The sequence below is a fragment of the Stagnimonas sp. FW305-C-60 genome, from assembly GCF_058782965.1.
The window spans coordinates 412,567-433,477 of record NZ_JBYSYF010000002.1 but is presented as its reverse complement, the minus strand read 5'-3'; the positions used below and the strand labels follow the sequence as shown (position 1 = coordinate 433,477).

The following is a 20,911-nucleotide window of genomic DNA, read 5'->3' as shown; positions in this document are numbered from 1 at the left end:
ATTCGTTTTTTAAGGACCGGAAGCCTGCCATGACTCGCGTCGCCATCACCGGCTCCGGCCTGTTCACGCCGGCGGAATCCATCAGCAACGACGAGCTGGTGGCCTGCTACAACGCCTATGCCGAGCGCGAGAACGCCCGCCACGCCGACGCCATCGCCGCCGGCACCGCGCAGGCGCTGCCGATGTCGTCCAGCGAATTCATCGTCAAGGCCTCCGGCATCAAGAGCCGCCATGTGGTCGACAAGGCCGGCGTGCTCGACATCGACTTCATGCGCCCGCGCATCCGCACCCGCGGCAACGACGAGCCCTCGCTGATGGCGGAGATGGGCGCTGCCGCCGCCCGCCAGGCCCTGGCGACCGCCGGCCGCGATGCTTCCGAAGTCGATTTCATCATCTGCGCCGCCTCCAATCTGCAGCGGCCCTATCCGGCGGTGGCGGTGGAACTCCAGCAGATCCTGGGCGCCGGCGGCTATGCCTATGACATGAATGTCGCCTGCGCTTCGGCGGCATTCGGCATCCAGTCAGCCGTCGATGCGGTGCGCCTGGGTAATGCCAAGTGCGCCTTGGTGATCAATCCGGAGATCTGCTCGGGGCATCTGAACTGGCGCAACCGCGACTGCCACTTCATTTTTGGCGACGCCGCCACCGCGGTGGTGATCGAGCCACTGGAGGCTGCCAAGTCCAAGGATGCTTTCGAGGTGCTGGGCACCCGGCTCAAGACCCAGTTCTCCAACAACATCCGCAACAACTTCGGCTTTCTCAACGCCTCGGAAATCGAGCCGCGTCCCTGGAACGATGTGCTGTTCCAGCAGGAGGGCCGCAAGGTCTTCAAAGAAGTGGTGCCGATGGTCTCGGAACTGCTGCTGGGTCATCTCGCCGATCTCGGCATCGCCCCGGAGGCGATCAAGCGCTTCTGGCTGCACCAGGCCAATCTGTCGATGAACCAGTTCATTGCCCGCAAGGTGCTGGGTCGTGACGCTAGCGAGACAGAGGCGCCGGTGATCCTCGACGAGTACGCCAATACCAGTTCCGCCGGCTGCATCATCGCCTTCCACAAGCACCATGCCGACTTCGCCGTTGGCGAGGTGGGCCTGCTCAGCGGCTTCGGCGCCGGCTACTCGGCGGGCAGCGTGATTGTCCGCAAACTCTGAGCGACCGTTTTGTGACAGTCGGTCATGACGCTGTCATAAATTGCTAATAGCCTGATTTGTAGAGTTTAATCAGGCCATGGGCATGCAGAACAAACAGATTCTGGTGGTGGAGGACGAGGCGTCCATCCGCGAGATGTTGCGGTTTGCGCTCGAGCGCGCCGAATTTCGGGTGATGCTGGCGGCCAATGCCCAGGAGGCGCGGCTGAAGATTGCCGAGTCCCAGCCCGACCTGATCCTGCTCGACTGGATGATGCCCGGCCTGTCCGGGGTGGAGTTCGCCAAGGAGCTGAAGTCCGGCGCCACCAGTAAGGACATCCCGATCATCATGGTCACCGCCCGTGCCGAAGAGGAAGACAAGGTGCGCGGCCTCAACATCGGCGCCGACGACTACGTCTCCAAGCCGTTTTCCTTTCCCGAGCTGATCGCCCGCATCCAGGCGGTGCTGCGGCGCTCGCTGCCGGGCGGGGTGGAAGAGCGTCTGGGAGTGGCCGGGCTGGAAGTCGATGCCGCCAGCCAGCGGGTGACCGCCCGTGGCGAGCCGGTCAAGCTTGGCCCCACCGAATACCGCCTCCTGCATTTCTTCATCAGCCACCCGGAGCGGGTCTATACCCGCGAGCAGGTGCTGGACCGGGTCTGGGGCCAGAACGTCTACGTCGAGGAGCGCACCGTCGATGTACACATCCGACGCCTGCGCAAGGCGCTGGAACCCTATGGCTACGACAACATGATCCAGACCGTGCGCGGCACCGGCTATCGTTTCTCCGACAAGGTCTAAGGCCCAGTCGGCCGAACAGGCATGACCGCCGCCCTTCAGCAGGAACTCCTCAAGGCCGCGCTACGGGCACTGCTCGGCGCCTTGCTGGGTTGGCTGTTTGGCCAGTGGCTGCTCGGGCTCACTCTGGGCCTCGCGCTGTATCTGCTGATGCACCTGCGTTATCTGGCGGCGCTGCGCCGCTGGTTTGACGCGCCCAAGCAGGTCGAGCTGCCGGAGCCGGGCGGCATCTGGGGCGAGATATTTGAGAGCCTGCTCAACCTGCAAAGGCGCAACCGCAAGCGCAAGAAGCGGCTGGCCGCCATCGTCTCCGAGTTCCAGGCTTCCACCGAGGCGCTGCCAGACGCGGCGGTGGTGCTGGGCGGGCGCGGCGAGATCGTCTGGCTCAACACCGCGGCACGCACTCTGCTTGGGCTGCGCACTCCGCAGGATCTCGGGCAGCGCCTGCCCAACCTGATCCGCCATCCGGCGTTCACCGAGTACTTCACGCAGGGTGAGTACGAGGGCGAGGTCGAGGCGCCGTCGCCAATCCACGCCCAGCTGACCCTGGCCTACCGCATCGTCCCCTACGGCAACGGCCAGCGGCTGCTGGTGGCGCGCGATGTCTCCGAGATGCGTCGGCTGGAACTGGTGCGCCGCGACTTTGTCGCCAACGCCAGCCATGAGCTGCGCACGCCGCTGACCGTGCTGCGCGGCTATCTGGACATGATGGGGGCGGATGCCGCCAGCGGACCGCTGGCCGCCTGGCGTGGCCCGATCGAGGACATGCGCGCCCAGGCGCAGCGCATGGAATCCCTGATCAACGACATGCTCAAGCTGGCGCGCCTGGAGGGAGACAGCCCGCTGTCGCGCCAGGATCTGGTCGATGTGCCAGCGCTGTTGCGCCGGGTGATCGACGATGCCCGCGCGCTGTCCAAGGGTGAGCACCGCTTCGAGGCCGAGATCCAGCCCGAGCTGTTCCTGTTGGGGCGCGAGGCGGAGCTGCAGAGCGTGTTCTCCAACCTGGTCGCCAATGCCGTGCACTACACGCCTGCGGGTGGGGTCATACGGTTGCGCTGGAAGGTGGACGGCGAGGGCGCTCAGTTCAGCGTCGCCGACACCGGCATCGGCATCGCCGAGAAAGATATCGCCCGCCTCACCGAGCGTTTCTATCGGGTCGACGTTGGCCGCTCGCGCGCCAGCGGCGGCACCGGCCTGGGGCTGTCCATCGTCAAACATGCGCTGGAGCGGCACGACGGCCGGCTGCGGATCGACAGTGAACTGGGAGTGGGGAGTACCTTCAGCTGCTACTTCCCCCTGCACCGGGTGCAGCAGGGGCCGGTGCTGAACGAAAAGATCGCACTGTCCTAAGGTTCTGGGTGCTCCTGGCCGGGCTTGTCACAAATGCTTCATCCCGGCTTCATACCCTATACATGCCGGCTGCCCAGAATCGCCGGCGCTAACACTCTTACCAGAGGCTTATCCGCATGAAACTGAAGTCATTTCTCGTTGCGCTGGGTGTTTCTGCCGGTGCTTTTGCTACCTCCGCCGTCGCGGGGGTCGATGCCAGCCTGCCCGAGTACAAGGCGGCCTCTGGCGTCTCCGGCAATTTCAGCTCGGTGGGCTCCGACACCTTGAACAACCTCATGACCCTCTGGGCCGAGGAGTTCAACAAGTTCTACCCGAACGTCAACGTGCAGATCCAGGGTGCGGGTTCTTCCACTGCGCCGCCGGCGCTGACCGAGGGCACCGCCAACTTCGGCCCGATGTCGCGCTTGATGAAGGATCAGGAAATCCAGGCCTTCGAGAAGAAGTACGGCTACAAGCCCACCGCCATTGGCGTGGCCATCGACGCTCTGGCGGTGTTCGTCAACAAGGACAGCCCGATCAAGAGCCTGTCGATCCCGCAGGTCGACGGTATCTTCTCGGCCACCCGCAAGTGCGGCGGCAAGGACGTCAAGCGCTGGGGCGACCTCGGCCTCACCGGCGACTGGGCGAGCAAGCCGGTGCAGCTCTACGGCCGTAACTCGGTGTCTGGCACCTACGGCTATTTCAAGGAACACGCGCTCTGCAAGGGCGACTTCAAGAACAGCGTCAACGAACAGCCGGGCTCGGCCTCGGTGGTGCAGTCGGTGGCCGGCAGCCTGAACGCCATTGGCTACTCGGGTATTGGCTACAAGACCTCGGGCGTGCGCGCGGTGCCGCTGTCCGCCAAGGACGGTGGCCCGGTTGAGGAAGCCACTGAAGAGAACGCAGTGTCCGGCAAGTACCCGCTGGCCCGTGTGCTCTACGTCTACGTCAACAAGGCTCCCAACAAGCCGCTGGCGCCGATGGAGTCGGAGTTCTTCAAGATGGTTCTGTCCAAGACCGGCCAGAACGTGGTGGTGAAGGATGGCTACATCCCGATGCCCGCCGCGATGGTCGCCAAGGAACTCGCCAAGCTGCAGTAAGCAAACCAATGGAAGGCCACCACTGCGGGCAGGCCCGCGGTGGGCGGCTGCCCGCAACCCTTTCGCAAGTGCAACACCGAAACCCCCACGGGAGACCTCAAAGATGAACAACACCCTCAAGTACGCGGCCCTGGCTGCTTTCATCGGCGCCACCGGCGCTGCTCACGCTGACCCGGCCGAGACCAAGGGCGGCATCAAGATCAAGACCGACGACGGCCGCTTTGAAGCCAGCGTCGGCGGTCGCATCCAGTTCGACTACTACAGCTTTTCCGAAGACGACGGCGCCTTGATCGGCAGCACCGCCTTTGGTTCCGGCGTCGCTGCCAACGACAACCGCGGCGGCGCTGCTTTCCGTCGCGCCTATCTGACCCTGGCTGGCAAGGCCTATGGCTGGGACTACAAGTTCGAGAACGACTTTGCCGGCAATCCTGGCACCGGCGGCGGCACCTTCCGCGAAATGTGGATCGGCACCAAGGTGGGTCCAGGCAAGCTGATGATCGGTCAGCACAAGGGCTTCCGCGGCATGGAAGAACTGACCAGCTCCAACGAGATCACCCTGATGGAGCGCCCGAACACCACCGCCACCGGCATCTATAAGGATCGCCAGTTCCTGCGCGGCCTGTTCTACAAGGGCAACACCGACAGTTTCGGCTACGGCATCCATGCCGCCACGCTGACTGGCGAGGCGGGCGATCCCACCGAAGGTACCTCCTTCGGCGCGCGTGCCTACTGGTTCCCGATGTCGGATGACGGCCAGACCCTGCATTTCGGCCTCGCCTACAGCACCGATCGCGAAGACACCAATTCCAAGGGCGCTTCGGCGGTGTTCCAGTACGGCGGCCGTCGCGGTATTTCGTTGGGTCTCGCTGGCGCCGGTGAGGCACTGGCCAGCAAGTTCGGCACCCAGAACACTATCCACGGTGAAGTCGCCGGCTCCTTCGGTTCCTTCTTCGCCCAGGCCGAGTACGCCCAGGCGACGCTGGAGAACGCCTACGCCGGCCCGTCGGATGCCGACGTGACCGCCTACTACGTGCAGGCTGGCTACTTCGTCACCGGTGAGAAGAAGGTGTACAAGAAGGACCGCGGCGCCTTCGGCTCGCCGAAGCCGATCAACAGCTACGGCGCGGTCGAGCTGGTCGCCCGCTACGAGGCTTCCGAGAACACCGAGACCACCACGGCCGCCAAAAATGGCTGCTCGCTGACCGGCGTCGCCGACGGCAGCTTCCAGACCTGCGAAGGTTCGCAGATCACCGTGGGTGCCAACTGGTACGTGAACCCGAACGTCCGCTTCATGCTCAACTACTACCTCGCCCAGGCCGATGTCGGCGCGGGCAAGGACGAGCCGGAAGCGCTGTCGATGCGCGCCCAGTTTGGTTTCTAAAGCCCAGCTGTAAGAGAATGCGCCCGGCCGTCTCGGCCGGGCGTTTTCTTCAAGCTCTCCCTTGTGGTGAGGGCTTGAAGAAGACGAGTAGGGACCATGCCTCGCCCGGGGCATGCCAACGAGCGATTTCATGAGCGAACCCACGACTCCCTCCGCCTCAGAGGCCAGTCGGCACAACATTGTTGCCGGCGGCATGGGCTTTCAGATCCGCGCCTTCAAGGACAATCTCGCCCGCTGGGTAGTCTGGGTCGGCGGCCTCGGCGTCATCGCCGCGCTGATGCTGATCTTCTTCTACCTGGTTTCCGAGGTCGCCCCGCTGTTCGAGCCGGCCGAGTTCAAGCCGCGCCCGGAATACGCCATCCCGGGAACCGGCAAGACGCTCTACACCGCGGTGGAAGAGCAGGGCGAGATCGCCATGCGGGTTTCCGATGGCGGTCAGGTGAGCTTTTTCGACCTCACCACCGGTGCCATGCGCGCCCAGCAGCAGTTGCCGGTGGGCGAGCTCAAGCTGGTGTCGATCACCGAAGTGGCCGCCGAGCGTGGCGTGCTGGCGGCGGCGTTGTCCGATGGCTCGGTGCTGCGCTTCGCACACGAGTACGAAGTCAGCTATCCGGGCGACAAGCGCCTGATTACCCCCGGCCTGAGTTTCCCGCAGGGGGAGGCACCGATGCCGTTCATGCCGGTGCCGGCCAGCAGCCTGGTGGTGCGCGACGAGGGCGACAAGGCGGTCTTCCTCGGGGTCGGGCCTGACAAGGTCGTGTACATGAAGGCCTTCGAGACCAGCACCAACATGATCACCGGCGAGTCCAGCTCGGAGGTCTCCGGCGAGCTGAGCTTCACGCCGCCGGTGAGCGCCGACATTCTGCTGGTCGAGCCCCTGCTGTCCTGGCTGTACGTGATCGACCAGAAGAAGGGCAAGATTGCGTTCTACCGTCTGAGCGGCGGCAGCCAGCCGGAGCTGGTCGAGATCAAGGACGTCGGCAGCGAGGTGACCGCCGCGCACTACCTCGCGGGCGGCATTTCCATCGTCGTCGCGCAAGCCGACGGCAAGGTCTCGCAGTGGTTCCCGGCGCGCAAGCCGGACGGCGAGTCCTATCTGGCGCGGGTGCGTGAATTCGATCCGCCGGGCGAGGCCAAGCTCACCGCCTTGAGCGTGGAACTGCGCCGTCGCAGCTTCGCGGTGGGCGACGAGACCGGCCGGGTCAGCGTGTTCTACGCCACCTCCAGGCGTCTGATCCACAGCGAGCAGGCCCTCACCAGCGCGGTCTCGCAGCTGGCCTTCAACCCGCGCGCGCAGGTGCTGATCGCCGAGAGCAGCGACGGCAAGGTGCACGCCTACGACGTACACAACGAGCATCCGGAAGTGTCGTTCGGCTCGCTCTGGTCCAAGGTCTGGTACGAGAGCTATGACGAGGCCAAGTGGCTGTGGCAGTCGTCCTCGGCGAGTGCTGACTTCGAACCCAAGTTTTCGCTCACGCCGCTGGCCTTCGGTACGCTCAAGGGTGCCTTCTACGCGATGATCTTCGCGGTGCCGCTGGCGGTGATGGGCGCGATCTTCGTCGCCAACTTCATGTCCGCCGAGCTGCGCCAGGTGGTCAAGCCGACAGTGGAACTGCTGGCGGCGCTGCCCTCGGTGATCCTGGGCTTTCTCGCCGGCCTCTGGCTGGCGCCGTTCATCGAATCGAACCTGCCGGGTGTGTTCCTGTTGCTGATCCTGCTGCCGATCAGCATTCCGGTGTTCGGCTATCTGTGGCTGAACATGCCGGCGCGGGTCCGCTACTTCGTGCCCGCCGGCTGGGAAGGCGCGCTGCTGGTGCCGGTGGTCGCGGTGGTGGCCTGGTTCTGCTTCGCCATCGCCAAGCCTATCGAGGCGCTGGCCTTTGCCGGCAACATGCAGGCCTGGATGGACCACAGCCTGGGCATCCACTACGAACAGCGCAATGCGCTGGTGGTGGGCATCGCCATGGGTATCGCGGTGATCCCGACCATCTTCTCGATCGCCGAAGACGCCATCTTCTCGGTGCCCAAGCAGCTGTCGCTGGGCTCGCTGGCGCTCGGCGCCAGCCCCTGGCAGACGCTGACCGGCGTGGTGCTGCCCACCGCCAGCCCCGGCATCTTCTCGGCGATCATGATCGGCCTGGGTCGCGCGGTGGGCGAGACCATGATCGTGCTGATGGCCACCGGCAACACACCGGTGACCGACGCCAGCCTGTTCAGCGGCATGCGCACGCTCTCGGCCAATGTCGCGGTGGAAATGCCGGAATCGGAAGTGGGCTCGACGCACTTCCGGCTGCTGTTCCTGGCCGGCCTGGTGCTGTTCATCTTCACCTTCTTCTTCAACACGCTGGCGGAAGTGGTCCGCGCCCGCCTGCGCAAGAAATACGCGAGCATCTAAGCCATGGCTGCCACCGAAGCTTCCAGCTCCAACAAGCCGCTGAACCTGACGGCCGGCGATACGCAGTCGGTCGCCAGCTATGTGAAGTCCGGCCAGCCTTACGTCTGGCTCACCGCGGCCGCCATCTCGGTGGCCTTCATCATCACCGTCGCCCTTTTGTGCCTGACCGCGGCGCGCGGCCTGCCGCACTTCTGGCCGGCGGATGTGCTGAAAGGCGAGTACCAGGAGCCGGGTGCGGCACCGGTGCCGATGCTCGCCGAGCTGGTCAGCGAAGAAGAGGTGAGCACCGCACGCCTGATATCCGCCGGTTTGAAGCTGGACGAGAGCAAGCCCTTCCATACCCGCGATCTGGTCAAGGTCGGCAACCGCGATCTCTACGGCGCCGACTTCCGCTACCTGCTCGACGAATGGATCCTCAATCGCAGCTATCCCGCCGACGCGGTGGTGCTGGAGCGCATGGAGTGGGGCAATTTCCACGGTTTTCTGGAGGCGCTCAAGGAGAACGGTGCGGTGATCGCCACCGGCGAGGAGGCCTGGCAGGCCTACGCCGAGCGCCAGCAGCGGGCCGACCGCCTGCGTGAGGAATTGCGCGAGATCGAGAAGGGCGAGATCGGCCGCATCAACTATGGCCTGGAGCGCATCCGCCTCGACACCCGCCGCCTGGAGCTGGCCGGCAAGACCCGCGAAAACGCGAGTGCCGACTACCAGGCGCTCGATGTCCGCAAGGCCGATCTCGACGCCGCTTACGAGAAGCTGCGCGCGCGGCTGGTCGAGATCAAGACCGACATGGCGCGCGACGCCCTGGTGCTGAAGTCGGTGGATGGCCAGGAGCTGGAGATTCCGCTGGCCAAGATCGCCCGCGGCTACCGTCCGAACGAGATGGGGCTGTTTGCCAAGCTGGGGCTGTACTTCAAGAAGCTGTGGGAATTCGTCTCCGCCGAGCCGCGTGAGGCGAACACCGAGGGCGGCATCTTTCCGGCCATCTTCGGCACGGTGATGATGGTGCTGCTGATGAGCGTGTTCGTCACCCCCTTCGGCATTCTCGCCGCGCTCTACCTGCGCGAGTACGCCAAGCAGGGCGTGGTCACCCAGATCATCCGCATCGCGGTCAACAACCTGGCCGGCGTGCCGTCCATCGTCTACGGCATGTTCGGCCTGGGCTTCTTCGTCTACTTCATCGGCGGTTCGCTGGACCAGCTGTTCTACCCGGAGTCGTTGCCTTCGCCGACCTTCGGCACCCCGGGCATCCTCTGGGCCTCGCTGACCCTGGCGATCCTGACCCTGCCGGTGGTGATCGTCGCCACCGAAGAGGGGCTGGCGCGCATCCCGCGCTCGCTGCGCGAGGCCTCGCTGGCGCTGGGCGCGACCAAGGTCGAAACCCTGTGGAAGGTAGTGCTGCCGATGGCCAGCCCGGCGATGATGACCGGCCTGATCCTGGCCATCGCCCGCGCCGCCGGCGAGGTGGCGCCGCTGATGCTGGTCGGCGTGGTCAAGCTCGCACCCAGCCTGCCGCTGGACGGCAACTTTCCCTTCGTGCATCTGGAGCGCAAGTTCATGCACCTGGGCTTCCACATCTACGACGTCGGTTTCCAGAGCCCCAATGTCGAGGCGGCGCGACCCCTGGTCTACGCCACTTCCTTCTTACTGGTGCTGGTAATCGTGCTGCTCAATGTGTCGGCGATCCGCATCCGCAACCGTCTGCGCGAGAAGTACAAGGCCCTGGACGGCTAGGCCGTTCAAGGAAGCTTCGCGTTCCGACAGGAATCCAGGACAATGACTATGACCGGTGTACAACCCACTTCTTCCCTACGCGCCATGGATATCGACGCTCTCAGTGCCTCCCGCCAGCCGTCGCGCATCGAGGACGACGTCCACGCCATCACCGTGGAAAACCTCAATCTGTTCTACGGGGCCAAGCAGGCCCTGCGCAACGTCAACATGAAGATCGCCAAGAAGAAGGCGACCGCCTTCATCGGCCCTTCCGGTTGCGGCAAGTCGACGCTCTTGCGCTGCTTCAACCGCATGAACGATCTGGTCGATGGCTGCCGGGTCGAGGGGCATCTGAACCTCGAAGGCAAGAACATCTACGACAAGGATGTCGACATCTCGGCCCTGCGCCGCAACGTCGGCATGGTGTTCCAGAAGCCCAACCCGTTCCCGAAGTCGATCTACGAGAACGTCGCCTACGGCATGCGTCTGGCCGGTGTCACCAAGAAGCGCGAGCTGGATGAAACCGTCGAGTGGGCGCTCAAGGGCGCCGCGCTCTGGGAGGAAGTGAAGGACAGGCTCGATGATTCCGCCCTGGGCCTCTCCGGTGGTCAGCAGCAGCGCCTGGTGATCGCCCGCGCGGTGGCGATCAAGCCGCAGGTGCTGCTGATGGACGAACCCTGCTCGGCGCTGGACCCGATCTCTACCCTCAAGGTCGAGGAGCTGATCAACGAGCTGAAGAAGGAATTCACCATCGTCATCGTCACCCACAACATGCAGCAGGCCGCGCGCGTGAGCGACTACACGGCCTTCATGTACGTGGGCGACCTCATCGAGTTCGGCAACACCGATAAGCTCTTTACCAAGCCGTCGATGAAGCAGACCGAGGACTACATCACCGGCAAGTACGGCTGAGTCGAGGCGGACCCGCCGCTACACCGCGCCACGGATGGCTGCATCACACTATGACTATGCGCTGCACCAGGTAAGACGCCATGCACACCCCGACTTACAAATCCCACATCTCCAGCGTCTTCAACGCCGAGCTTGAGGACGTGCGCCAGCGCGTGCTGGCGATGGGCGGCCTGGTGGAACAGCAGATCGTCGATGCCACCCGGGCGCTGACCGAGGTGGATGGCGAGCTGGCCGCCGAGGTGATCCGCAACGACGAGAAGGTGAACACGCTCGAAGTCAGCATCGACGACGAGTGCAGCCGCATCCTCGCGCGCCGCCAGCCCACCGCCTCCGACCTGCGTCTGGTCTATGCGGTGATCAAGACCATCACCGACCTCGAGCGCATGGGCGACGAGGCGGAGAAGGTGGCGCGTATGGCCGCCGACCTTTCCGAGCAGGAGCGCGGCATCACTCCCCTGGTCGAGGTCGGGCATCTGTCCCGCCACGTCTCGCAGATGGTGCGTGACGCGCTCGATGCCTTCGCGCGCATGGATGCCGAATCGGCGCTGGCCTGCGCCCACGAAGACGTCAACATCGATCGCGAGTACGAGGCGCTGATGCGCCAGTGCATCACTTTCATGATGGAAGACCCGCGCACCATCCGCCGCGTGCTGGACGTAATCTGGGCGGTGCGCGCCCTGGAGCGCATCGGCGACCACGCCCGCAACATCTGCGAGTACGTCATCTACTTCGTGAAGGGCAAGGACGTACGCCACATCTCGCTGGAAGCGATGAAGAGAGAAGTCCAGGAAGACGACGAGTAGCCCGGCGGCAGCGGGGGTTTTCTTTTAAACTGCCCGCTGCTCTCACGCCCCCTATCGAAGATCCGTGCTGCCGCCCCGTCTGGCGTCCTGGTTTACCCGTCGCAATCTGCTCCGTTCCGGCCTGACCGTGCTGGTGCTGTTGCTGAGCGCCCTGCTGGTCGTCGCCGCCTTCCAGATCGCCAGTCTCGACCGCGAGATCCGCAGCCGCTTCGCCGGCGTGCGCTGGACGCTGCCGGCCCAGGTCTACGCCGCGCCGCAGGAGCTCTACCCCGGCCTCAACCTGCCGCTCGCCGACCTGAAGCACGAACTGCTGCGCCTGGGCTATCGCCCGGTGGACGCTCTGGAGGGCGCGGGCAGCTTCGTCGCCCGCGCCGACGGCCTGGACATCGCCACCCGCGCCTTCAGCTTCTGGGACGGCGCCCAGCCGGCGCTGCGCATGCTGGTGCGCGGCGGCCCCGAGGGCATCGAGTCGATCAGCGACCTCGCCAACAGTCAGCCGCTGGACCTGATCCGCCTCGACCCGATGCTGATCGGCAGCATCTACCCCAGCCGCGGTGGTGAAGACCGGGCGCTGATCAAGCTCGCGGATGCACCGGAACTGCTGGTGCAGGGGCTGCTGGCGGTCGAGGACCGGGCGTTTTACCAACACTCCGGCATCAGCCTGCGTGGCATCGCCCGCGCCGCCTTCGAGAATTTCACCTCCGGCCGGGTGCGCCAGGGCGCCTCGACCATCACCCAGCAGCTGGTGAAGAACTTCTTCCTCTCCAGCGAGCGCACTTTCCGGCGCAAGGCGAAAGAGATCGTGATGGCCCTGCTGCTGGAGGCGCATTACGACAAGGACGCCATCCTCGAGGCCTATCTCAACGAGATCTACATGGGCCAGGACGGCTCCCGCGCCGTGCACGGCTTCGGGCTCGCCAGCTCGTTCTACTTCAACAAGCCGCTGGCGGAGTTGAAGCCGCACGAGATGGCCCTGTTGGTCGGCATCGTCAAGGGCCCCAGCCAGTACGATCCGCGCCGCCGGCCGGACGTGGTGCGTGCCCGTCGCGACCTGGTGCTCCACACCTGGGCCGAACGCGGCCTGCTGCGCGAGGACGAACTCGAACGCGCGCTGGCGCAGCCGCTGGGGCTTTCCGGCGGCGCCCGTGGCGGCGTCGAGCGCTACCCGGCCTTCGTCGAGCTGGTGAAGCGCCAGCTGCGCGACCAGTACCCGGAAGAGGCGCTGACCAACGAGGGCCTGCGCATCTTCACCACCCTGGAGCCGCGTGCCCAGGAGGCGCTGGAACTGCGCCTGCTGGCCGATCTGCCGGAGCTGGAAAAGGCCCGCAAGATGGCGCCCGGCACGCTGGAGGCCGCGGGTGTCATCACCAGCGCCGAAGGCGGCGAGGTGCAGGCGGTGGTGGGCGGCCGCAGCATCCGCTACGCCGGCTTCAACCGCGCGCTGGACTCGCGCCGCTCGATCGGCTCGCTGGCCAAGCCCTTCGTCTACCTGGCGGCGCTGATGCAGCCGGAGCGCTACAACCTGGCGACCGTGCTGCCGGACGAGCCGATCAACCTGAAGCTGTCCAAGGGCAATGTCTGGAGCCCGGCCAATTACGACAAGAAGCTGCACGGCAGCATGCCGCTCTACGTGGCGCTGGCGCAGAGCTACAACCTGCCGACCGTGCGCCTGGGCCTGGATGTCGGCGTGAAGAAGGTGCAGGAGGCTTTCGCCGGCGCCGGTTTCGCCGGCGCGCCGGCCTTGCCCTCGATCTTTCTGGGCGCGGTAGATATGTCGCCGCTGGACGTCGCCCAGTCCTACAACACCCTGGCCGCCTCCGGCTACCAGACGCCGCTGAGCGCGATCCGCGAAGTGCTCACCAAGGACAACCAGCCGCTCAAGCGCTATCCGTTCAAGGTCAAGCAGACCTTGCCGGAAGGCCCGGTGTTCCTCGCCAGCTGGGCGATGGCGAAAGTGCTGGAATTCGGCACCGCGCGCTCGGCCTACAACGTGATTCCGGCCGGCACCCGACTGGCCGGCAAGACCGGTACCACCGACGATCTGCGCGACAGCTGGTTTGCCGGCTATTCCGCCGACCGGGTGGCGGTGATCTGGGTCGGCCGCGACGACTACAAGCCCACCGGCCTGACCGGTGCCACCGGCGCGCTGCCGGTCTGGTCGCGGCTGATGCGCGATCTCAAGGTGCGCGGGCTTGACGACACGCCGCCGGCCGACGTCGAGGAAGCGCTGATCGACCCCGCCAGCGGGCTCAAGGCCGACGAGCGCTGCGTCGGTGCGGTGAGCATTCCCTTCGTCGCCGGCTATGTGCCCAGCGAGTCCGCGCCCTGTGCCGGCGGCTTGCTCGACAAGCCGGCGGAATGGCTCAAGGAGATTTTCCAGTGACCCGATTGCTGCTCGTCCTCGTCGCCGGCCTGTTCGCCGCCGGTTGCGCCAACATCCAGCCGCAGCCGGTGGGGCAGGTGTATCCCGAGCCGCCCGGCCAGCCGACGACACCCGGCGGCAGTCCGGTCCCTGGAGGAGCTACCGGCCAGCCGGTCTCGCCGGGTGAGCCGGTGCCGGTGCCGGAAGTAAAGCCACCGCTGCTGCCCAGCTATCCGCGCAACATCGAGGCCTCCGGCGCGGCCGCGCCGGTACTGTCGCTGGTGCGCCAGGCGCGCGAAGCGCGCAAGGCCGGCAAGCTGGAGCCGGCCGCCGCCGCGCTGGAGCGGGCGCTGCGCATCGAGCCGCGCAACCCCTGGGTTTGGCAGGCGCTGGCCGGCCTGCATCTGCAGCTGGGCCAGGCCGAACAGGCCGAGAGCGAGGCGCAGAAGTCCAACTCCCTGGCCCGCCGCAATCCCTATATCGAGGTCGAGAACTGGCGCCTGCTGGCCGCCGCCCGCAGCCAGCGCGGCAATGCCGCCGGCGCCGCCCAGGCCGAAGCGCGCCACGAGGAACTGCAGCGCCTGCTGACCCAGCCGCCGTTGGCGCCTTGAGCGAGGCGCACGCCCTGGTGGCGGAGCTGGACGGCGTCTTCGGCGAAGACGGCGCGCTGGCGCGGGCGATCCCTGGCTTCGCGCCGCGCGCCGCCCAGCAGACCATGGCCACGGCGGTGGCCGAGGCCTTCGCCAGCGGCGAGAGCCTGATCGTCGAGGCCGGCACCGGCACCGGCAAGACCTACGCCTACCTGGCACCGGCGCTGCGCTCCGGCAAGCGGGTGGTGGTCTCCACCGGCACCAAGAACCTGCAGGACCAGCTGTTCGGCCGCGACCTGCCGCGTCTGCTGCAGGCGCTGGAGGCGAAGGTGCGCGTCAGCCTGCTCAAGGGCCGCGCCAACTACCTCTGTCTGCACCGCCTGGCGAAGGCACAGATGGACGTGCGCGCCCGCCCGCACTGGCCGCGGCTGGCGGAAGTCGAGGCCTGGGGCCGCCATTCCGTCAGTGGCGAACTCGCCGAGCTGCCGGGCGATCCGCCCGACGACGGCCTCAACGCCCGCATCACCTCCACCGCCGACAACTGCCTGGGCGCCAAATGCCCGGACTTCGCCGACTGCTTCGTGGTCAAGGCGCGCCGCGCCGCCGCCGCCGCCGATCTGGTGGTGGTCAACCACAGCCTGCTGTTCGCCGACCACCTGCTGCGCCAGGAAGGTTTCAGCGTGCTGCCCGGTGCCGACGCGGTGGTGATCGACGAGGCGCACCAGCTGCCGGAACTGGCGCTGCGCCACTTCGGCCAGCGGGTCTCCACCCAGCAGGTGCAGGCCCTGGCGCGCGACGCGATGACCGAGGCCGAGCACTACGGCGACCTGCCGGCGCTGATGCAGGCGATCGCCGAGCTGGGCGAGAGCAATGCCCGGGTCGAGGCCAGCTTCGGCGGTGGCTTCCGTCAGCGCTTAAGCGAGTACGCGGCGCGCTTCGGCGTCGCCGACAGCCTGCGCGCCCAGACCCAGGCGCTGGAAACCCTGGTGGACTGCCTGAAGCCCTTGGAGGAACGCAGCGCCGAGTTCGGCGCCTGCCTGGAGCGGGCGCTGCGCCTGAACGAGCGCTGGGCGCTGGTCGCCGACCTCGATGCGCGCGATTCGCAGGTGCGCTGGGTGGAGCCGGTGGGACGGGGCGGGGCGCTCAATGCCACGCCGCTGGAGGTCGCCGAGAGTTTCGGCACCATGCGCGCTGCCCATCCCGGCGCCTGGATCTTCACCTCGGCGACCCTGGCCGCCGGCGAGGACTTTGCCCACTTCACCCGGCCGCTGGGCCTGGATGCGGTACGCACCCTGCGCCTGGACAGCCCCTTCGACTACCGTCAGCAGGCGCGGCTGTGGCTGCCGCCCGGTCTGCCGGAACCCAACGACCCCGCCTACACCGGCGCCGCCGCGCAGGCGATGCTGCCGGTGATCCGCGCCAGCGCTGGTGGCGCCTTCGTGCTCTGCACCAGCCACCGCGCGCTGCAGCAGCTCTGCGGCCTGCTGCGCGCGGCGCTGCCGGAACTACCGGTGCTGGCCCAGGGCGAGTGGCCCAAGCCGGAGCTGCTGCGCCGCTTCGCCGAGGCCGGCAACGCCGTGCTGGTCGCCACCGCCAGCTTCTGGGAGGGCGTGGACGTGAAGGGCCCGGCGCTGCGGCTGGTGATCATCGACAAGCTGCCGTTCGCCGCGCCTGGCGACCCGGTGCTGGACGCCAAGCTGGAGGCGATCCGCCAGGCCGGTGGTAATCCCTTCAACGACGACCAGCTGCCGCGCGCCATCGTCACCCTGCGCCAGGGCGTCGGCCGGCTGATCCGCGATGTCAGCGACCACGGCCTGCTGATGCTTTGCGACCCGCGCCTGCGCAGCAAGGGCTATGGCCGCAAGGTGCTCGCCAGCCTGCCGCCGATTCCGCTGCTGTCCAGCCTCGCCGAGGCCGAGGACTGGCTGCGCGCGCTGCGTCCGGAGTCGCGCGAAAACGCTTGAGTCGATCCCTGCAGCGGCGTAGCTTGGCGGCTCCACTGGAGGGGGAAGAATCATGAAAGCACTCAAGATCGTGATCTCGGTGATTGTCGGCCTGGTCGTACTGATGATCGCCATCGGGTTCGCGCTGCCCGACCGCGCGCGCATCGAGCGCAGCATCCTGGTGCAGGCCAAGCCGCAGGCGGTCTACGCGGTGGTGAACGGCTTCAGGCAGTTCCGCAAATGGTCGCCCTGGGAGGGGCTGGACCCGAACGCCGAGCAAACCCTTTCCGGCCCGATCTGGGGCGTCGGCGCCAGGCAGGCCTGGAGCAGCAAGGACCCCAGTGTCGGCAGCGGTTCGCAGGAGATCATCGCCACCGAGCCGGATCGCAGTGTCTCGGTGCGCCTGGTGTTCGAGGGCTTCAACAGCGAGAACACCGCGATCTATACGCTGACGCCGGAAGGCGAGGGCACCCGCGTCGTCTGGAGCTATGACTCGGTGTTCCACGGCGATCTGCTCGGGCGCTACTTCGGCCTGCTGCTCGACAAGATGCTGGGGCCTGACTACGAGAAGGGCCTGGCCCAGCTCAAGACCCTGGTCGAGTCCCTGCCCAAGACCGATTTCAGCGGCGTCGGGATCGCAGTGGTGGAAACCCAGGCCCAGCCCATCCTCTATGTCTCCGACAGTGCTACTGCCGCCGAGGCCGGTGCCAAGCTGGGCGCCGCCTATGGGCAGATCAGCGCCGCCATGCAGGCTCTGGGTCTCAAGCCGGCCGGCGCGCCACTGGCGATCACCCGCAAGTTCGACGAGGCGAGCAAGTTCTGGGAATTTGACGCTGCGATCCCGGTTGATCGCCTGCCATCGGAACCGCTGAACGAGGGCGCGGTGAAGCAGGGCAGCAACTACGCCGGCTGGGCCTTGCGTGCCACTCATACCGGGCCCTACGAGGCGATGGCACCGACTTACGAGAAACTGCTGGCCTACAAGGCGGTGGCCGGCTTCGAGGACAACGGCAATTCCTGGGAGCACTACGTCACCGACCCGACCACGGTGCCGCCGGAGCAGGTCAAGACCGAGGTCTACTGGCCGATCAAGTAGTGAGGTCGGCCCGCTACGCTGGCCTGTGAGGGCGCCGCCCGCTGCGCGGGCTGGCTGTGAGGTCGGGCCGCAAGCGGCCCTGTAAGGGAAAGGCCGGTAAACGGGGCTGCCCGCTTCCGCTGTTCCCTCACAGCGATGCGCAGCATCGCGCCCTCACAGCCGACGCGCGAAGCAAGGCGGCGCCCTCACAGGCCCGCGCAGCGGGCCGACCTCACTCCGAAGCAGGCCGCCGACCTCACCTATAGAACCCGCAGCAACGCCCAGCGGCGACAATAAGGGCATGGCCGCCGAATTCGACTCCCGATCCTTCCTCCAGCAGCTCACCACCGCCCCCGGCGTCTACCGCATGTACGGGGCGCAGGACGAGTTGCTGTATGTGGGCAAGGCCAAGAATCTGAAGAAGCGGGTCAGCCATTACTTCCTGCGCGCCTCCGGCGATGCCCGCATCGAGGCGATGGTCAGCCAGATCCAGCGCATCGAGGTGACGCTGACCCATACCGAGGACGAGGCGCTGATCCTCGAAAGCAACCTCATCAAGGAGCTGGGGCCGAAGTACAACATCGTCTACCGCGACGACAAGAGTTACCCCTACGTGCGCTTCAGCGCGCACCGCTTTCCGCGCATCGGCTACTACCGGGGCCAGAAGACCGGCGAGCACCGCTACTTCGGGCCCTTCCCCAGCGCCGGCGCGGTGAAGGAAACGCTCTACACCCTGCAGAAGCTGTTCAAGCTCAGGCCTTGTCGTGACAACTTCTTCGCGCACCGCCAGCGCGCCTGCCTGCAATACCAGATCAAGCGCTGCTCCGGCCCCTGCGTGGGCCTGATCAGCGAGGCCGACTACCAGCGCGACGTGCGCAATGCCGTGCGCCTGCTGGAAGGCAAGGCCGACGCCCTGGCCGGCGAGCTGACGGTGGAGATGGAGCAGGCGGCCGAGGCCCTGGAGTTCGAGCGCGCCGCCTCGCTGCGCGACCAGATCGCGGCGCTCAAGCGGGTGCGCGAGAGCCGCTCGCTCACCGGTGGCGCCGAGGACCTCGACGTGGTGGTGGTGGCACCGCACCAGTCCAGCAGCTGCGTGGTGGTGATGAGCGTGCGCGACGGCATGAACCTCGGTCATCGCAGCCACTTCCCGCGCCATCCGCCGCACGCGGCGCCGGAGGAACTGCTGGAGAGCTTCCTCTCGCAGCACTACCTCGACCAACCGGCGCCGCCGGAGATCCTGGTCAGCCACGAGGTGGACGAGGAGGCGATGATCGAGGCGGCGCTGAGCGCGCGCGCCGGCCGCAAGGTGACGGTCAACCACCCGCAGCGTGGCGCCAAGGTGCGCTTGCTGGAGATGGCGCAGGCCACAGCCGCGCAGGCGCTGTCCACCCGCCTGGTGGAAGCCGCAAGCATGGACGAGCGCATGCTGGAGCTGCAGCGCGCGCTGGATCTGGAGCATCCGCCGCGCCGGCTGGAATGCTTCGACATCAGCCACACCCGTGGCGAGCGCACCGTCGCCAGCTGCGTGGTGTTCAACGAGGACGGGCCGCTGAAGAGCGCCTACCGCAAGTTCAACCTCGAGACCGGTGAGGCGGGAGGCGTGAAGGCTGAGGCGTCCACCGACGTTGCCTCAGGCCTTAGCCCTCACCCCTTGCGCGCCGCGATCACCGGCGGCGACGACTACGCGGCGATCCATCAGGCGGTGAAGCGCCGCTATGCCCGCATCAAGGGCGGCGAGGTGGCCGCACCGGATGTGCTGTTCATCGACGGTGGCCTGGGTCAGCTCAATGCCGCGCTGGAGGCGCTGGACGAACTGGAGTTCAGCGACCTGAAGGTGGTCGCCATCGCCAAGGGGCCGACCCGCAAGCCGGGGCTGGAGGAGCTGATCCTGCCCGACCGCGAGCTGCCGCTGCGGCTGCCGCCGGATTCGCCGGCGCTGCATCTGATCCAGCGCATCCGCGACGAGGCGCACCGCTTCGCCATCACCGGCCACCGCGACCGCCGCGAGAAGGCGCGGGTCAGCTCCAGCCTGGAAGAGATCGAGGGCCTGGGCCCGGCGCGGCGCCGTGCCCTGCTCACCGCCTTTGGCGGGCTGCCGGCGGTGAAGCGCGCCAGCGTCGATGAGCTGGCCAAGATTGAAGGCGTGAACCGGCCGCTGGCGGAGCGCATCTACGCGCATTTCCACTGAGGCGCGCGGCGGGCCACATTTTTTGCCTTGCCGGGGACGGGGCGGGGCAGTGGCCCGGATGCTTTCGGCTATCCTTCGGAGCCATGCGCATCAACTTTCCACTTGCCTTGACGCTGGGCCGCGTCGCCGCCATCCCTCTGGTCCTGGGCCTGTTCTATGTGAACTGGCCGCACGCCCGGCAATGGGCCTGCGTGCTGTTCACCCTCGCCGGCATCACCGACTGGCTGGACGGCTACCTGGCGCGCAAGTGGAACCAGACCAGCAAGTTCGGCGCCTTTCTCGACCCGGTGGCTGACAAGCTGCTGGTGGCGATCTCGCTGGTGATGCTGTTGCGTGACGAGCCGGGCGGGGTGATGGCGATCCTGGTGGCGGTCATTATCGGCCGCGAGATCACCATCTCCGCGCTGCGGGAATGGCTGGCGGAACTCGGGCAGCGCACCACGGTGGCGGTGAGCATGGTCGGCAAGGTCAAGACCGGCTTCCAGATGACCGCCATCGGCCTGATGCTCTGGCAGCAACCCTTTCTCGGCCTGCCCATCTATGAAATCGGCTATCTGTGCCTGTTCGTCGCCTCGGCGCTGACCATCTGGTCGATGGTGGTCTACCTGCGTGCCGCCTGGCCGCTGCTGCGTGAATCGATGCCGCAATGAGCCCGGCCAGAGGCCCCGGTACAGGGCGCTTCGGCACCGGTGATGATGGGGATGAGCGAGCGATGCCGGGCCGGGCTCCAAGCAGTCTTTCAGGACGCGGGATTTTTCCTTGACTCTCCGAGCTTCCCCCCTATAATGCCGGCCACGCAAGCGGGAATAGCTCAGTTGGTAGAGCGATACCTTGCCAAGGTATAGGTCGCGAGTTCGAATCTCGTTTCCCGCTCCAAAGATTCAAAGCCCCGCTCAGCGGGGCTTTTGATTTTTATCGCTAGCGCAAGTGGCTGGGTGGCAGAGTGGTCATGCAGCGGACTGCAAATCCGCGTACGCCGGTTCAATTCCGACCCCAGCCTCCAATTCTTTCAACGCCTTAGAGCGTTCTCAGGATTGGTCTCTGCCTACTATTGCCTGGTACTTTTCAGCGCAGCGCCTTCAGGAGCTTGCCGCGACGCCGGCGGATGTAGCCCTCGATGGCTCGCATGTTCTCCTGGCCGAGCAGGTTCTTGGCGGCTTCGGTGCCATCGGAGTCGCTCTGGAGCAACCGTCATATGCT

General features: G+C 66.5%; 16 protein-coding genes and 2 tRNA genes. 17 read left to right on the top strand and 1 reads right to left on the bottom strand.

All coding sequences use genetic code 11. The features are described from left to right. Nucleotides 1-29: 29 nt before the first annotated feature. The 17 genes from AC3WT6_RS08840 to AC3WT6_RS08760 all read left to right on the top strand — a co-directional run bounded on the left by AC3WT6_RS08840 (nt 30) and on the right by AC3WT6_RS08760 (nt 20,714). Nucleotides 30-1,151, top strand: coding sequence for a beta-ketoacyl-ACP synthase III (locus AC3WT6_RS08840; protein ID WP_492653211.1), 1,122 nt, complete (start codon nt 30-32; stop codon nt 1,149-1,151). Between the two features lie 82 nt (nt 1,152-1,233). Further along, nucleotides 1,234-1,926 carry a phosphate regulon transcriptional regulator PhoB gene (gene phoB / locus AC3WT6_RS08835; RefSeq protein ID WP_492653210.1) on the top strand — a complete coding sequence of 231 codons (693 nt, stop codon included), beginning with the start codon at nt 1,234-1,236 and terminating at the stop codon, nt 1,924-1,926. Nucleotides 1,927-1,947: 21 nt separating this feature from the next. Continuing rightward, the gene (phoR, locus tag AC3WT6_RS08830; protein WP_492653209.1) at nt 1,948-3,273 is read left to right on the top strand and encodes a phosphate regulon sensor histidine kinase PhoR; all 1,326 of its coding nucleotides are present in this window, start codon (nt 1,948-1,950) and stop codon (nt 3,271-3,273) included. Nucleotides 3,274-3,389: 116 nt separating this feature from the next. Next, nucleotides 3,390-4,352 carry a PstS family phosphate ABC transporter substrate-binding protein gene (locus AC3WT6_RS08825; protein ID WP_492653208.1) on the top strand — a complete coding sequence of 321 codons (963 nt, stop codon included), beginning with the start codon at nt 3,390-3,392 and terminating at the stop codon, nt 4,350-4,352. A gap of 103 nt (nt 4,353-4,455) precedes the next feature. Further along, nucleotides 4,456-5,733 carry an OprO/OprP family phosphate-selective porin gene (locus tag AC3WT6_RS08820; protein ID WP_492653207.1) on the top strand — a complete coding sequence of 426 codons (1,278 nt, stop codon included), beginning with the start codon at nt 4,456-4,458 and terminating at the stop codon, nt 5,731-5,733. 130 nt (nt 5,734-5,863) lie between these two features. Beyond that, on the top strand, nt 5,864-8,128 hold the full coding sequence (locus AC3WT6_RS08815; protein ID WP_492653206.1) for an ABC transporter permease subunit: 2,265 nt from the start codon (nt 5,864-5,866) through the stop codon (nt 8,126-8,128). 3 nt (nt 8,129-8,131) lie between these two features. Then, the gene (gene pstA / locus AC3WT6_RS08810) at nt 8,132-9,859 is read left to right on the top strand and encodes a phosphate ABC transporter permease PstA (RefSeq protein ID WP_492653205.1); all 1,728 of its coding nucleotides are present in this window, start codon (nt 8,132-8,134) and stop codon (nt 9,857-9,859) included. 84 nt (nt 9,860-9,943) lie between these two features. Continuing rightward, a complete protein-coding gene (gene pstB, locus AC3WT6_RS08805; RefSeq protein WP_492653204.1) occupies nt 9,944-10,750 on the top strand; it encodes a phosphate ABC transporter ATP-binding protein PstB in 807 nt (268 codons plus the stop codon). 80 nt (nt 10,751-10,830) lie between these two features. Then, nucleotides 10,831-11,553, top strand: coding sequence for a phosphate signaling complex protein PhoU (gene phoU, locus AC3WT6_RS08800; protein WP_492653203.1), 723 nt, complete (start codon nt 10,831-10,833; stop codon nt 11,551-11,553). Nucleotides 11,554-11,617: 64 nt separating this feature from the next. Then, nucleotides 11,618-13,936, top strand: a complete 2,319-nt coding sequence (mrcB, locus tag AC3WT6_RS08795) for a penicillin-binding protein 1B (RefSeq protein ID WP_492653202.1) — start codon at nt 11,618-11,620, stop codon at nt 13,934-13,936. After that, on the top strand, nt 13,933-14,526 hold the full coding sequence (locus AC3WT6_RS08790; protein ID WP_492653201.1) for a tetratricopeptide repeat protein: 594 nt from the start codon (nt 13,933-13,935) through the stop codon (nt 14,524-14,526). The genes mrcB and AC3WT6_RS08790 overlap by 4 nt, the downstream gene beginning before the upstream one ends. Further along, nucleotides 14,523-16,469, top strand: a complete 1,947-nt coding sequence (gene yoaA, locus AC3WT6_RS08785) for a DNA repair helicase YoaA (protein ID WP_492653200.1) — start codon at nt 14,523-14,525, stop codon at nt 16,467-16,469. The genes AC3WT6_RS08790 and yoaA overlap by 4 nt, the downstream gene beginning before the upstream one ends. A 52-nt stretch (nt 16,470-16,521) precedes the next feature. Continuing rightward, on the top strand, nt 16,522-17,544 hold the full coding sequence (locus AC3WT6_RS08780; protein WP_492653199.1) for an SRPBCC family protein: 1,023 nt from the start codon (nt 16,522-16,524) through the stop codon (nt 17,542-17,544). A 280-nt stretch (nt 17,545-17,824) separates the two neighbouring features. After that, complete coding sequence (gene uvrC, locus AC3WT6_RS08775; RefSeq protein ID WP_492653198.1) at nt 17,825-19,711, top strand: excinuclease ABC subunit UvrC; 1,887 nt, start codon at nt 17,825-17,827, stop codon at nt 19,709-19,711. 83 nt (nt 19,712-19,794) lie between these two features. After that, nucleotides 19,795-20,361 (top strand): CDP-diacylglycerol--glycerol-3-phosphate 3-phosphatidyltransferase, encoded by a 567-nt coding sequence (gene pgsA / locus AC3WT6_RS08770; protein WP_492653197.1) that lies wholly within the window; start codon nt 19,795-19,797, stop codon nt 20,359-20,361. 150 nt (nt 20,362-20,511) lie between these two features. Further along, nucleotides 20,512-20,587, top strand: a tRNA-Gly gene (locus tag AC3WT6_RS08765). Nucleotides 20,588-20,640: 53 nt separating this feature from the next. Beyond that, nucleotides 20,641-20,714: transfer RNA gene (locus tag AC3WT6_RS08760), tRNA-Cys, on the top strand. A gap of 62 nt (nt 20,715-20,776) precedes the next feature. Here the strand turns inward: AC3WT6_RS08760 and AC3WT6_RS08755 are convergent. Continuing rightward, on the bottom strand, nt 20,777-20,899 hold the full coding sequence (locus AC3WT6_RS08755; RefSeq protein ID WP_492653196.1) for a hypothetical protein: 123 nt from the start codon (nt 20,897-20,899) through the stop codon (nt 20,777-20,779). Nucleotides 20,900-20,911: the final 12 nt, after the last annotated feature.

Bases quoted from the DNA above. Each gene is read 5' to 3' on its own strand.
- pstB (WP_492653204.1), top strand. From the start codon at position 9,944: ATGGATATCGACGCTCTCAGTGCCTCCCGCCAGCCGTCGCGCATCGAG.
- phoU (WP_492653203.1), top strand. From the start codon at position 10,831: ATGCACACCCCGACTTACAAATCCCACATCTCCAGCGTCTTCAACGCC.
- AC3WT6_RS08780 (WP_492653199.1), top strand. From the start codon at position 16,522: ATGAAAGCACTCAAGATCGTGATCTCGGTGATTGTCGGCCTGGTCGTA.
- AC3WT6_RS08815 (WP_492653206.1), top strand. From the start codon at position 5,864: ATGAGCGAACCCACGACTCCCTCCGCCTCAGAGGCCAGTCGGCACAAC.
- phoR (WP_492653209.1), top strand. From the start codon at position 1,948: ATGACCGCCGCCCTTCAGCAGGAACTCCTCAAGGCCGCGCTACGGGCA.
- pgsA (WP_492653197.1), top strand. From the start codon at position 19,795: ATGCGCATCAACTTTCCACTTGCCTTGACGCTGGGCCGCGTCGCCGCC.
- AC3WT6_RS08820 (WP_492653207.1), top strand. From the start codon at position 4,456: ATGAACAACACCCTCAAGTACGCGGCCCTGGCTGCTTTCATCGGCGCC.
- uvrC (WP_492653198.1), top strand. From the start codon at position 17,825: ATGGCCGCCGAATTCGACTCCCGATCCTTCCTCCAGCAGCTCACCACC.
- AC3WT6_RS08825 (WP_492653208.1), top strand. From the start codon at position 3,390: ATGAAACTGAAGTCATTTCTCGTTGCGCTGGGTGTTTCTGCCGGTGCT.
- AC3WT6_RS08840 (WP_492653211.1), top strand. From the start codon at position 30: ATGACTCGCGTCGCCATCACCGGCTCCGGCCTGTTCACGCCGGCGGAA.
- phoB (WP_492653210.1), top strand. From the start codon at position 1,234: ATGCAGAACAAACAGATTCTGGTGGTGGAGGACGAGGCGTCCATCCGC.
- pstA (WP_492653205.1), top strand. From the start codon at position 8,132: ATGGCTGCCACCGAAGCTTCCAGCTCCAACAAGCCGCTGAACCTGACG.